Here is a 13,501-nt window from a genome sequence, read left to right as displayed (position 1 = left end):
CATTGGAAGCCGCCATGCCCACGATCGACATCCGCCACACGCACAGTCTCGACCCGGCGCAGGCGCGGCAGGCGGTCCAGCACATCGCCGATACACTGGCGCAGCGCTTCGGCGTCGAGCACGGCTGGCAGAACAATTCGCTGAATTTCCGACGCAGCGGCGTCGACGGCTGGGTGCACCTCGAACAGGATGCGGTGCGCGTCACGGCCGAACTCGGCTTCCTGCTCGGTGCGCTCAAAGGCACGATCGAAGACGAAATCCGTCGCGTGCTCGCCGAACGCTTCCGCTGACCTCCGCGCACGCGCCACGGTTATAGTCAAAACCCCCCGCTGCCCGAATCGCCCATGTCGCCAGTCGTCGCCCTGCTCGCCGGACTCGTTCTCGCCCTAATCGTCGCGGCAGGCTGGATCGGCTGGATCTGGAAGGTGCAGCTCGCGCGTTTCGACGCCGCGGAAGGCCTCGCCATCCTGTCGGGCATGCGCTGGCGCGAACTGTCGAATCTCGTGGTCGATGCGCTCGCAGCGTCGGGCTTCGAGCGCGAAACCAGCGAACAGCAGTCCGCCCGCGGCACCGCAGGGGAAGTACGGATCTATCGCGACGGCCGGCCGTGGATCCTGGTCTGTCGGCAGGGTGTCAATCACGTGGTCACACGTGCCGCCGTCGACGAATTCGCCCGCTCGGTGCGCAACGTCAACGCCGCCGGCGGCGTGATGGTGACGCCGGGTCGTGTCGATGCGGATGCGCGCCTGATCGCGTCGAACATCGAACTGCTCGACGGCGTCGAACTGTGGAAGCTGGTCGGCCCGCTGCTACCGGCGAGCGTGCACCACGAGATCGTCTCGCGCGCCCGCGCCCGTGCGCTGCGTTCGTCGGGCACCGCGCTCGCGGTGACCGTCGTCACTGGGCTCGCGCTTGGCTTCGGTTTGTCGCGTCTTGTCGGCGGCGAAGATGCGACGTTGGCCCCGCCCACGGCGGCCGCGACGCCGACGCGCGCTGTCGCGCATCCGGCACAGGCTGCAGCCACGCAGGCGCCGATGAGCGAAGACGAGGAACGCGAAGCGATCGTGCGCGAGATCGCGACGCTGCCGGGCGTCAACCGCGTTCTGTGGTCGACGCATTCGACGCTGCAGATCTACCTGACCGATCCGTCGCGCGCGAACGATGACGCGCTGTGCGGCGTCATGAAGCGTTACGACCTGTTGCGCGCGTCGCGCCTGCAGATCCAGACACCGACCGACTCCGCCCGGCCGGTGCGCTTCATGCAGTGCGCGGTCTACTGACCGCGCCTCAACCTTCGAGCTGCGCGAACACCAGGCACGCGTTGGTGCCACCGAAGCCGAAGCTGTTCGACATCACGGTGCGCAGCTTCGCCGGCGTCGTCTCACGCACGATCGGATAGCCCGCGGCGCGCTCGTCCAGCGTGGTGATGTTGTGCGACGCGGCCATGAAGCCGTCGCGCATCATCAGCAGGCAGTAGATCGCCTCGTGCACGCTCGCCGCGCCCAGCGAGTGGCCGCTCAGCGCCTTGGTCGACGACAGCGGCGGTACCGCATCCCCGAAGACTTCGCGCACGGCCTGCAGTTCGGTGACGTCGCCCACCGGCGTCGACGTGCCGTGCGTATTGAGATAGTCGATCGGACGATCCAGACCCTGCAGCGCCATGCGCATGCAACGCACGGCGCCCTCGCCCGACGGCGCGACCATGTCCACGCCGTCCGACGTCACGCCGTAGCCCACGAGCTCGGCGATGACGTTCGCGCCGCGCGCCTGCGCGTGCTCGAGCGACTCGAGCACCAGAATTCCGCCGCCGCCAGCGATGACGAAGCCGTCGCGATCGGCGTCGTACGGACGCGATGCGGATTCCGGCGTGTCGTTGAACGAGGTCGACAGCGCGCCCATCGCATCGAACTGCGACGTCATGCCCCAGTGCAGCTCTTCGCCGCCACCAACGAGCATCACGTCCTGCACGCCGTGACGAATCAGGTCGGCCGCCGCACCGATGCAGTGCGCCGACGTCGCGCAAGCGGCGGAAATCGAATAGCTGACGCCCTGAATGCCGAACGCCGTCGCCAGCGCAGCCGACACGGTCGAGCACATCGTGCGCGGCACCATGTACGGCCCGATGCGACGCACGCCCTTGGTCTTGAGCAGCTCACCGGTTTCGATCTGCCACTGTGCGGAACCACCGCCGGAACCGGCGATCACGCCCGCACGCGGATGACGCAGCGCATCGGCGTCGAGGCCCGCATGCGCGAGTGCGTCGGCGGCGGAGACGTAGGCATGGCCCGCGGCATCGCCCATGAAGCGGCGCAGCTTGCGATCGATCAGCGCGTCGAGGTCGATGGCCGGATCACCGGCGACGCGACTGCGCAGACCAAGTTCCTCGTATTCCGGGATGTAGCGAATGCCCGCGCGACCGTCGCGCAGCGAGGCCGACACGACGTCGAGCTCGCGCCCGAGGCACGACGTCAGGCCCATGCCGGTGACGACGATGCGCTGCATCAGAAACCCTCCGTCGAACCGAACAGGCCGACGCGCAGGCCTTCGGCCACATAGATCTCGCGGCCATCGACATAGGTGCGGCCGTCGGCGATGACCAGCGCAAGCTTGCCGCGCATGACGCGGCGGATGTCGATTTCGTAGGAGACGACCTTCGCGTCCGGCAGCACCTGGCCGCTGAACTTCACTTCGCCCACCCCGAGTGCGCGACCACGGCCCGGCTCACCCAGCCACGGCAGGAAGAAACCCGCGAGCTGCCACATGGCGTCGACGCCAAGACACCCCGGCATCACCGGATCGCCGAGGAAGTGGCACTGGAAGAACCAGAGGTCCGGCGTGATGTCGAGCTCGGCGCGGATGACGCCCTTGTTGAAGCGACCGCCCTGATCGGAGATCTCGGTGATGCGGTCGAACATGAGCATCGGCGGCGCCGGCAGCTTGGCATTGCCGGGGCCGAACATCTCGCCGCGTGCGCAGAACAGAAGCTGCTCACGATCGAAGGAAGAAGGTCGGGTCATCGGTATGGTGCGGGGGAAAGCCGGCGAGTCTAGCCGCTGACGCCCGATCTTCTCAGTTCGCCAGCGTAGGGTGGGAGCGTCAGTACGACCCCGCAGCGTGCACTCCGGACGCGCGTGGCGGCGTGAAATCCATGCGAAGGCTTGGCGGCATCAGCGCCCTCCCCTATACTGCGCGGCCACCCGGGCGGTTAGCTCAGCGGTAGAGCATTGCCTTCACACGGCAAGGGTCGCAGGTTCGAACCCTGCACCGCCCACCAAGTAAAACAACGGCTTATGTCGTTTTTGGCTCAATCCACGGCTCCGTGCGTGGAAGAAGTATGGAAGCGCCGCCCACTGGGCGGCGTTTTTTCTTGTTTCGCAGTCGACTCGATAGTGGGCTCGGGCCCGGTACCGTCTACCGAGCTCTTCTCGCACTGGCAGCAAAACTGGCCGTCTTCAGGCTTAGCCGCCACCGCGGACCGCCAAGTATGCCGCCGCGATCATGCGGCATAGGCTGAAAGCGAGAGATCTCGCGCCGCTAGCTCGCATTAGCTTTGCCCGCCCGGCGTCGAAGGGCCGCGGAGCGTCTAGCTCGCTTGGGTCGTAAGGGCGACGGGGCACGGACCAATCGTCCTCGCGCCCTTCCTGGCGGACGCAAATGTCAATTGTTCGGCGCCGGACCGCGCCAGTGCAGTCCGCAAGCCGACGACGCGCACGAGCCGGCCGTTCTATGAGCGCTACACGCGCGCAGTCCTATCGAGCGCTCGATTGGCGCCACTCCTCCGGCGGCGGCTCACCTGCGCTGAAGATCTACCACGCTGATCGGCAGCAGCGGGCCGCCGAGTGCGCTTCACGTACCGATCGACCGTGCAATGGAAACTGAGCTGCTGCGACCGACGTTAGCCACCCGCCCCTGCCCCCCCTAAGATCAGATGGGGAGTTGAGGCCGCCGCTGGCTCAACGGTATCGCGGCCCCGATGTGGGCGTCAGTACTTCGAGATCCGACTAGGGGAGATGCAGTGGCTCAAAGGACCGAAACCGTAGTTCGCCTCCGTCGAAAGCAAGGATTCCTTCGCAACTTCGAGCTTTCGCCGACCCAATTCGTAAAGCCAGACTTTTCGGCCGGTCGGCCAGGGCTTCGAGAGGCTTCGAGCGACGGCACCCCCGTCCTGATCAAGCACTGGCTTCGTAAGCCGAGTGTTGACGACTCCGACCTGCAAGAGATCTGGCGTCATGAGCTGCGGCAGCTGCAGCGTCTCGGCGGTTACCCTGGCGCCGGCGACCGAATCGCCGCCCTGCTGTCCACTGCGCAAGACAAAGATGGCTTCTATCTAGTGCTCGACCTAGGGCAAAGGAGGCCACTGCAAGTCGTCCTAGACACGCAGCCGCCCGGTGGATGGCTCAAGACGCCCCGAAATCCGCCGAACCGTCTGCGAATTTGGCTGAATGTTCGTCGCCTCGCCGAAGCGATGGAGACACTTCACTCGCAAGGGCTGCTTCATCGAAATTTGGATAACTGGTCGGTGCTTACGTCTGGCGACGGCGAGCCGGACTTTCAGTTGACCGGTTTCGAATGGTCGATGCGTCTTGCATCCCACGATCATGCGGCGAAAAAAATTAGCCGCAAGAAGAGTGACGCCGAGACATTCGACTCGTTCCGCGAAGACTGGTCGAAACTCGGAGTACTCGCCGCCTCCCTTCTGGATGCTAACAACGATCGCCTATACGACGTGTCAGTTCCTGCCTCTCAGGTGCGCGACTATCTTGATGCCGCCGAAGTGAGACTGTTGCGGCAACTGCTGGGAAAAGAGCCACTCGATCCGCTCGACGGAGAGAGCCTCTGTCGGGCAATCGACGAAATTGCTCGCCGATTAGAAGCGGGCATCGCACGGAGGGAGGTGCTTTATGGACTTGTTGTAAGGCTCGGCGATAACTCTCGCTTGTCGGATGCGATTCGAACCGCGTCTGGTCAACAGATTGAAATTTCCGACGTTCAGTCGCAGCTCGCCTTCATCGACGGCGACCTGGGGACGGAAGCAATGGCTCTTCCCATTTCTTCGCCTGGTCAAAGCGAAGTAAGCGGCTTCCTCCTCAAGGGACAGCAACTCACCTACAAGATTTCCGCTTTTCGCCCCGTCGGGCAGGAGCCGAGCTGGGACGCCGCGTACTGCGACGGCGTCTCTAACCACGTACCACCGAGCACCTCTGGTCACACGCCTCTCATTTTGCAGAGGGGAACGGTTCAACTCCTAACGCAAAAAGAAGCAGGAAACCCGCACAGCCGTAAGAAGTTTGCGAGCTGGGACGCACTGCGGCGAGCAGCTTTAGCTGCGGACGACATCGATACTCCGGAGAAGAGCTTAACTCGAGCGTTAGCGCTTTCCCAATTGGTGGAACTGGCATTCGCCGTGTCCGACATCTACCCGGTCCGGGTCTTAACCAAGGAAGGAAATTCCAACGATGACGAAGACGCACTCTCACTAGTCCTTGAGCTACGCGCGGATGCCGACCGCGAAACGCTCTCAAACGCTCTCAACGAGGCGTCGGCCAAGGATCGACTTCTCCGCAGCTTAGTCAGCGACGCAGGGTCCGATTCTGACTCTAATGGGGGAGACTCTCAGGGCATATGGACCCTGACCGAGACTCCTAGTTTTGGTGAGCGCGGCTACGTCGACAGCGAATGGCGCTTCGAAGAAGCCCACACCGACGAGCACGGGCGCCAGACCTTCCGCTTTTCCGGCAAGGAACTGCCGACCTCTGCGACGGACCTGTACTTGGTTCCAAGTGCGTCAGCAGGGTCACTAGCTCAGTTCAAGCGGCGCATTCGAGCTCTCAGCTCCCTTTGTGAGCACCATGAGCTCCTTCGAATGCTGGTCGATCAACGCCGGCGACTGCTCGACAGCCAGGACGACGCCGACTTTAGTGACGCCAGCTTCGCAGCACTCGACAAAGCCAAGCAGGAAGCTCTCTGTGAGATGACGGCAATTCTTCCCCTCTATCTGGTCCAAGGCCCGCCTGGCGTAGGCAAGACTCACTTAGTGAAGGAGCTCGTACGTCGCCGTTTCGAAGATGAGCCGACAACTCGCTTGCTCTTAACTGCACAGAGCCACTCTGCGGTCGACCACCTCTTGCACGAGGTGGTTGGCGCGTCCGGGAACAACTCGGAGTCAGAACCACCGCTAATTGTTCGCTGCCGCAATCGGAAGAAATTGGAGCACGTAGATGAATTCGACCTAGCTGAGCAGGCAGCCGATCTCATTGCGCGAGTAATAAAAAGTCCACTTGCTGCGAAAGCCTCCCCCGCTGTAGCGCGGCGCCTTACATCAATGGCCGGCTCACCCGGTGGCGGAAAGGCGCCGGTCACGAAAGATCTGAAAGCACGAAGTGCATTCGAAGGCGTGGTCTTGCGCGCCGCCAACATGGTGTTCGCAACGACAAATGCTCCAGATCTTGAACGTTTGATCGACGAACGCGGTCAATTCGATTGGACGATCGTAGAGGAGGCAGGGAAGGCTACCGGCGGAGAGCTGATCTCTCCCCTGCTCCTCTCCCACCGACGCCTCATGATTGGCGACCACAAGCAGCTCCCTCCGTACAGATCCGATGAAATGAAGGCAGTCCTTCGCTCGCCAGAATCCCTGAAGGAAGTTTTGAGTCTCGCCCCCAGCCTGATCAGCCGATCGCTAAGAGGGGAGGCTATCGAGGATCTACTTCAGTACTGGCAAGACTCTGAGGACGAGGTGATTCGAGCCATAGGCGCGGACGCAGTCGACGCGCTCATGATGTTCGAGACGATGATCGAGACTGAGTTCGACCGTCAGCGCATGGGGAAAGCCGGTCGCCGTATTGCCAGAAGCCTTACGCTTCAACATCGGATGCATCCTCAGATCGCCTCGGTGATTTCGCGCGTCTTCTACGACGACGCACTTCACACCGACGAGAACCGCGCGGCGCGATTTGTCAGCGAGGCCGCGCCCGTCACAAGGAAGCCCGGAAGCAAGCTGCCGGGTACTCCGATTACGCTGGTTACGATTCCAGACGTCCAGAGCGAACAGGGGCAGAGCGAAGGCGAAAGCTTGCCGCCGTGGAGCAATAAGCGCGAGGTCCAAGCTGTCGAATGGGTACTGGAACAATTGCGCGCCGTGCCGGGAACTAGTCCTTCGTTAGCAGTTCTCTCGCCTTACGCGCGGCAGGTTGAAGCATTGCGTCGCAGCATCGCTCGCAGCGACGAGCGATTCCCGCACCTAGAGGCGTTTCGAAAAGCGAACGACGCGACGACGTTTTGCGGAACGGTAGATTCCTTCCAAGGCAGTGAAGCAGACGTCGTCGTTGTTTCCCTCGTAAGAAACAATCCCTACACCAAGCCATCAAAGGCTCTTGGATTTCTTACCGACGCTAGGCGCATGAATGTCTTGCTGAGCCGCGCCAAGCACCAACTCATTCTCGTCGGGAGCATCGATTTTATTCGAAGCGTTACTGAGCAGATGAGTGGTGCGGCCGCAGATCGCTACGAATTTCTTCGTACTTTTATTCAAGCACTAGACGAGGGGGTCTCGAACAGGTCGATTGCGACAGTCAAATTCGAAGAGGTGGAGGCATCGCGACATGGCTGAAATTCGAGTCGCGCTGCCGCTCCTTCGCGGCAAGAGGCGTTTCCACATCCTGAAAGGACGCCCGTGGAGCGCAATCGAGCACCTGTTGCTGCAAAGTTTGGTAGCCCGTCCGAGCACCGTCTCTGAGCTTGTGGCTGAGAGTGATTTGCCGCGGCGTGTCGTCATCGAGATGATTGTGAGGCTGATGCGTGTCGGTTGGGTCCAAGTGGCCAGCAACGCTAAAGGAAGCACTTTCTCCGCGACGGATGCAGGCGTGCTGGTCTCGGAGAAGGACGACCTACCGTCGGCGCGAAAGTCAACGAAGCGCTGGATTGCGTTTTACGTCGATCAATTGACTGGCAGCCCTTTTCGGAGCTACGAGCTGCAAGCGATACCGCGCCGCCGCCTAGACGAACGGCCGGACAGATCGTCGATTTTCGTGCTCGAGCCTGAAGAGGCGCTCGAGCAGCCGGAGCCAAGCGAGCTGCTCGACAAGCTTACCGATGAGGACGAAGAAATCATCGGGTTCGAGGCAGGGAGTCACAGGCTTTCGCGGTTCTACGCACTCCTATTAGTGCGCAACGGTCGCGTCGAGGGACTTCCCTATCGCGTGCCAGCAAAACTGACGGACCTGATTTTGGCGGCAACTAAGCAAGCGCCGCTGGAAGGTTCTACGGTGCAGACCGGCGGAGCGACGTCGCCCACTATCGAGGTACGGAAAGTCGATCCGGCACCGAGTGTCTCCAACTGCACGTTCGCACTGAGCGACCTGGTGCTCGGCGGAGATGCACATCGGGAAGCATTCAGGACGGCGGTTTCCAGGGCACATACCCGGATAGTCGTCCACTCAACGTTTGTTTCGCAAGAAGGGCTGGATTTCGCCCTGCCGCTCTTTAAGCATGCGGCTACTCGCGGCGTGCAAACCGACGTGCTCTGGGGCCAAGGCGACAACACAGAGAAATACCTGGAAACGCTAAGCCTCATCCGGCGCATAAACGATGACTTGCGGGTGGCTGGACTTGACGGATTTATTACTCTCCACAACTTTTCGACTCAGTCGCACGCAAAGATTTTGGTTGCAGACGACTTAGCTCGCGGACGTTTCTCAGCAGTTGTAGGGTCATGCAATTGGCTATCCACAGGCTACGCAAGCTTCGACGCGAGCGTCCGATGTCGAGATCCGCAAATGGTAGCCAGCGTTTTCGATGCGCTTGCTCGCCTGTCGCAAGGTCGAGAGGGACATTGGAATAAGCTGACGGGCGACCTTAGTCGTTACGCTTTTACTGCAAGGGGCCAGTCGAAACTGCCGGGACTGAAAGTTCCCATGGCGTTAGTCCTCGGACCTGGGCACGCACACTACGTCCGGACGGCCCGCGACGAAGCAAACCAAAGGATTTTCGTCGCGAGCCATCGACTAAGCGAAGTCGGAAAGCGAGCAGTGTTGCTTCCGGCTGTCGCTGCGGCGCAAGGGACGCGGGGTGTCGCGGCCCGCATTTACTTCAATAGAAGTAGCGGCAACTTGAGCCCGGACGGTGCGTCGGAACTCGTGGTGTGGTCTCACGCCGAAGGCGTAAAACTGAAGGCCGTGTATGACCCCCGGCTGCACGCAAAGATACTGGCTTGGGATGACGACTCCGCTGTAGTCACGAGCCAAAACTGGCTGTCCAGCGATGGGTCCATCGCCCAGCCGCTGCAAGAAATCGGAGTTTTCGTTGGCGGCGCAAGAGCCGCCGATCACATTGTCCGTGTCTTTGATAACGCACACTTGGAGTAGGCACACGAACACTCACCTCAAGTGCGCGGGTCGCGTATCCAGTCCGAGAAAAAAGGACTTTACGTGCGGCACTGAGCGGCCTTCTCACTCGCTCTTCCGGCGAACTGAGGCGCGTCGCGCCGCCCCGCCGCGAGCCCCGCAGTGCTGCAACTCTTACCGCTTCGCCGCGGCTTAGCTCAGATGCCAACCCTATGGATTGCACATGTCCACTGCCCGAGACCCGCAGCCGGAAGTAGATGCAAACTCGGCATTTTTCGAGAAGGCAGAGACTGCACTCCGCGAACTGTTTGAGATGGCTCGCGCGAGAAATGAACTGCATTTCGCTCTGTCGCTTGCGCCAGAATTTCGTGGCTGTCAAGGCGCCGGGTGGAGCACGGCGCAAGAGGCCCACACCGCGTTTGAAGAGTATCTCGAGTTCCTAAACGATGGAGCTCTGACCCCGCTCAAGGCGCGTGTCGCACTCGCATTCTATTGCCATCTGTCAGAGGCGAGTGGGTTCTACGAGATCCCCAAAAACATGCTGCGCGTTGCTGAAGGTGAGCGGTACAACTTGTGGCCGTTTCAGCGACTCGTGGAGCGCCACAAGGTGTCGGGGAGCATCATCGCACCCAACGCGAATAAGGTGCTCAGGGATCTAGCAGGCCACGCCAAGACACTCGGTCTTGACGCACTGTCGGAGGTTTTTCGCGACGCTTTTGATTCGGATGTGAGAAATGCTTACGCCCACGCGGACTACATCATCTGGGACGACGGGATCCGCCTAAGGAAGCGGAATGGTGGGAATCCCAGGTTGGTCAGCTGGCCGGAGTTCCACCTGCATTTCCATCGCGGAATAAACTTCTTTCACCTGCTCGGACAAATTGTGCAGGAATACACGCAGTCCTATGATCCACCTAAGCAGATTCGAGGCCAGTTGGCAGACGAGCCTGAAGGAATATGGACGATCCATTCGGATCCAGTCCGCCGTGCCTTCAGTATTTCGGGTTAGCCATCGGTCGCCGCGAAAGCGCTAGCAACTACCTGCAGTCTCCGGCGGTTTACCGCGCGGCTTACCTCGGTGCTTAGCCTGATATGAATCGCTATCTCGACGCGATACCCCATCCATGGACTCGCGAAGCGATCCAGCAGGCGATCTTTACGAACTTCACTGAAGCCCGCGAGGCTATAGAGGACACACCTGGCGGTATCTTCTGGCGTGCGCGACTGGACCTCGAAGACTCACTATGGATGTTCGACTGTTCGGTAACCGAACTTCTAGACGAAATTGCCGTTTTCGGTGAACGGAGTCAGAGCCCAGCGTTTTGGCAAACCGCCGACGCCGATCAAGCTGACGCTCATAAAAGAGCTGTAAAGCGGTACATCTTCAATTGCACATCATCTTTGATGGCACTGGTAGATCACGCACGCAATTTCCAAACGGCTTACCCGGTCACCGGATTCCGGGACCATTTGCAAAAGTGCTTCCGAACGCCCGGCCTCCATTCATTTCTCCAGTGCTTTCGCAACTACAACACGCATTGGCGTGTTGCCGAGGCGAACTGGAGTATTCACAGCGATTTCCGCTCTGGACATCGCGAGGCTCGATTCGTTGTCAGTAAACGCGAACTGCTGCGGTGGAACGGCTGGTCTGCTAGCGCGCGCGCCTACATAAGCGCCGCCACTGACCCCATCGATATTCACGCCACGTTTGCCGAATATCGAAGGTCCGCACAGGACTTCTACTCGTGGCATCGGGGCGCGGTTCTGGCGCAGTATTCCGACACATTCCGACCCTATCTTGAGTACAAGCGACTTCACCAGGGCGTCCTCAAATGTCTCAAGTGGAATGCGCTCGTCTCGCACGCCCCGAAGTCAGTCAACCCTTACACCTACATTGCTCAATATTTGTCTAAGGCCCAGCTTGAAGCGCTCCTTGCTTTAGAGCACGGCAGCGAAGCACAGGTCGATGCACTGATGAATGCGCTTGGCATCGGAGATTTTTGTTGCCCAGAACTCCGCCGCAAGGTCGCGTCCTTCTTTGAAAGCTTCGGAGCAACCGCTCCCCAAGTTGCGCAGACCGGCGCCGCTTCTGGGGGTGGCTAAATTGCGTGTGGAGGGGAGGCGGTGATCCCAGTCATGGAGCCGGCCCTTCGAGTAATCGCGTTTGAGGTCTCTCAACAGCATCTCCGCGATCCACAGCGCCTGCAGATCTCCTTGGCTTGCGGCATTCACCGCATCGGCCATTGCGGTTTTGAACTCGTCCCCGCAGTGGGATCCGCCATGCAGGTTGTCTCTTCTAGTGAGATTGTCAGCTGAGAGGCTGATCCAGCTCCTACTGGATCACCCGTCACCCAGTGGCTGTTCACATGAGTAAGCGCGCACCTCGAAAGCTGACCGTTCCCTTCGGCATGCGCGATGGGCGACCCGCCTTCGTGTCGGACGTCCCCGTAGGAATCGAGTGCGGGTGCGTCTGCCCGGAGTGTGGGGACCCTTTAATTGCCCGAAACCGCGACTTTCCGGGTCGGCGCCGAGCGCGACACTTCCAGCATGCGCGTTTGTCCTCATGCGCAGGGGGCTTCGAAACGGCTGTTCACCGGATGGCAAAGGAAGTCCTAGCGACGTCACACGCGGTCCTGCTTCCCCGATGGGCAAGCGGCGACGTCGCCATCGAACCGGAGCTATTGGCGATCGTGAGCGCCCACCTCGAGGTGCCACTGCTCGACGGGGCTGCTCGACCGGACGCGCTCATTCGTGGCATGGCCCAAGAAATTGAGTTCGACGTGCTCTGCGTCGAGGTCCGAGTCCACCACGCGGTCGATGAGCCGAAAAGTGAGCTGCTGGCGGCCAACGGCTTGGATGCGATCGAAATCGACCTATCGAGGTTGACGGATGACGCCGTCGCCGATCTGGCTGCGTTTCGGTATGAGGTACTGGAGAACCCGAGGAACCGGCGGTGGGTGCATCTATCGCACGCCTCTTACGTAGCTCAGCGGGCTGATAAAGCTTTGATTGAAGTTGAGGATCCGACGTTCTCGGAGCGCGTAATAATCACTAAGGCGGGGCGACCGTTCACCATCCGAGAACAGTGGGCTTTTCTGGTCAAACCGGGGTCACGTGGGCGGGTGCGCATCCAGATCCCCGATGAAACGGTTGGTGAGGACGCGGTGCCGTATCCTCGAGGCATGCACGCCATTTCGGGCCGATCGATCACGGTGGATGGGTGGGGACGACTTCGCCTTCGATACAAGATGTACCTGGATCAGATCCAAATGAATCCGCCGCAGCCTGAAGGACCGCAGCGCGGTCTATTCGACGCAGATAATGGCAGCGAAGGACCCGGCTTCAACGTGCGCGTGCGCGATTGGAAGGGCCGCCCCGGCTGGTAAGCCTTCGCAAAGGCAAAGCGGCGCTGGATTCCAGCACCGCCTTGCTGTCCGAAATGATCCTGAACGCAATTCCGGCGTTCCCGACGTCGCTGATGCTTTCGCCTTCCGCTCGAGCGCGCAAGAATTCATCAGAGCAGAACCAGCCGAGCGTGGCTAAAAATGGCCAGCCGTCTCGCAAGGTCTTCGCGGTCGTCCTCGCGAAGGAGCCTGGAAGAAGCGAAGCCAGCAACCCGCGTGGCACCGTTGACGCAAAAGATACCCGCAGGCGACTTCCGGCCTGGCTAGAGCTACGTACCATCCCACCACAACTCACCCCGGAGTAGCTTGTGGGAGACCTTTGTGGACCAACCATCGCCGCACGTTGTTATGACGGCCTGACAGCCTTCACTGCCGAGGGTGCGCCGGCCACTTTTGCCCTGTTGGATGCCAGAGGAAATGTCATTGCAAGTGGCGGAAGGGTCGCAGAAGCTGCCTACGCAGCGTCAATCAATGCCTACCGTGAATTCCTTAAGGGACAAGGCCATATGCGGGTGCTGACCCCTCCAGGCGCGTTAAACAACAGCGCGCCTTAGCCGAATTTCACGATAGTTTTTGCGGGGTCATCCGAGGCTGCGTTCGATGAGAGCCTGCTGCTGCTGACGCTGACGTGCCGCGGCCATGATTTCGTTGGATTGCTGCGCGGTCTGCGCGGGCACCTCCGGCCGCGTCGCGTCCTCCACGACGTCCCTGTCGCGCCAGCGCTTGGGCTGACGATTGCCTAATCAATAGCGCTGC

Annotated in this window: 9 protein-coding genes and 1 tRNA gene; 8 read left to right on the top strand and 2 right to left on the bottom strand. The window is 60.8% G+C overall.

The window, feature by feature from the left end:
- Positions 1–14: 14 nt before the first annotated feature.
- The gene (locus DWG18_RS04810; protein ID WP_115645909.1) at positions 15–290 is read left to right on the top strand and encodes a polyhydroxyalkanoic acid system family protein; all 276 of its coding nucleotides are present in this window, start codon (positions 15–17) and stop codon (positions 288–290) included.
- Positions 291–344: 54 nt separating this feature from the next.
- Positions 345–1,280, top strand: coding sequence for a restriction endonuclease (locus DWG18_RS04805; protein ID WP_115645907.1), 936 nt, complete (start codon positions 345–347; stop codon positions 1,278–1,280).
- A 7-nt stretch (positions 1,281–1,287) separates the two neighbouring features.
- Here DWG18_RS04805 and fabB read toward each other — a convergent pair whose 3' ends face one another.
- Together fabB and fabA are read right to left on the bottom strand one after the other, a co-directional pair.
- Positions 1,288–2,502, bottom strand: a complete 1,215-nt coding sequence (gene fabB, locus DWG18_RS04800) for a beta-ketoacyl-ACP synthase I (protein WP_115645905.1) — start codon at positions 2,500–2,502, stop codon at positions 1,288–1,290.
- Entirely contained in the window at positions 2,502–3,017 is a 516-nt protein-coding gene (gene fabA / locus DWG18_RS04795; protein WP_115645902.1) for a 3-hydroxyacyl-[acyl-carrier-protein] dehydratase FabA, read from the bottom strand. The genes fabB and fabA overlap by 1 nt, the downstream gene beginning before the upstream one ends.
- 182 nt (positions 3,018–3,199) lie before the next feature.
- On the opposite strand from fabA, the gene DWG18_RS04790 reads away from it, so the two are divergent.
- The 6 genes from DWG18_RS04790 to DWG18_RS04765 all read left to right on the top strand — a co-directional run bounded on the left by DWG18_RS04790 (position 3,200) and on the right by DWG18_RS04765 (position 12,727).
- Positions 3,200–3,274, top strand: a tRNA-Val gene (locus tag DWG18_RS04790).
- A 741-nt stretch (positions 3,275–4,015) separates the two neighbouring features.
- On the top strand, positions 4,016–7,609 hold the full coding sequence (locus tag DWG18_RS04785; RefSeq protein ID WP_162823710.1) for an AAA domain-containing protein: 3,594 nt from the start codon (positions 4,016–4,018) through the stop codon (positions 7,607–7,609).
- Positions 7,602–9,362 carry a hypothetical protein gene (locus tag DWG18_RS04780; protein WP_115645898.1) on the top strand — a complete coding sequence of 587 codons (1,761 nt, stop codon included), beginning with the start codon at positions 7,602–7,604 and terminating at the stop codon, positions 9,360–9,362. Before DWG18_RS04785 ends, DWG18_RS04780 begins: the two co-directional genes overlap by 8 nt.
- A gap of 202 nt (positions 9,363–9,564) precedes the next feature.
- Positions 9,565–10,350, top strand: coding sequence for a hypothetical protein (locus DWG18_RS04775; RefSeq protein WP_162823709.1), 786 nt, complete (start codon positions 9,565–9,567; stop codon positions 10,348–10,350).
- Positions 10,351–10,433: 83 nt separating this feature from the next.
- On the top strand, positions 10,434–11,444 hold the full coding sequence (locus tag DWG18_RS15230) for a hypothetical protein (RefSeq protein WP_162823708.1): 1,011 nt from the start codon (positions 10,434–10,436) through the stop codon (positions 11,442–11,444).
- Between the two features lie 494 nt (positions 11,445–11,938).
- Positions 11,939–12,727 carry a single-stranded DNA-binding protein gene (locus DWG18_RS04765; protein ID WP_162823707.1) on the top strand — a complete coding sequence of 263 codons (789 nt, stop codon included), beginning with the start codon at positions 11,939–11,941 and terminating at the stop codon, positions 12,725–12,727.
- Positions 12,728–13,501: the final 774 nt, after the last annotated feature.

The sequence above is a fragment of the Lysobacter sp. TY2-98 genome (assembly GCF_003367355.1).
In the GTDB taxonomy this organism is placed as follows: Bacteria; Pseudomonadota; Gammaproteobacteria; order Xanthomonadales; family Xanthomonadaceae; genus Cognatilysobacter.
The sequence above is the reverse complement of the archived record's forward strand: the minus strand, read 5'-3'. Positions and strand labels throughout refer to the sequence as shown.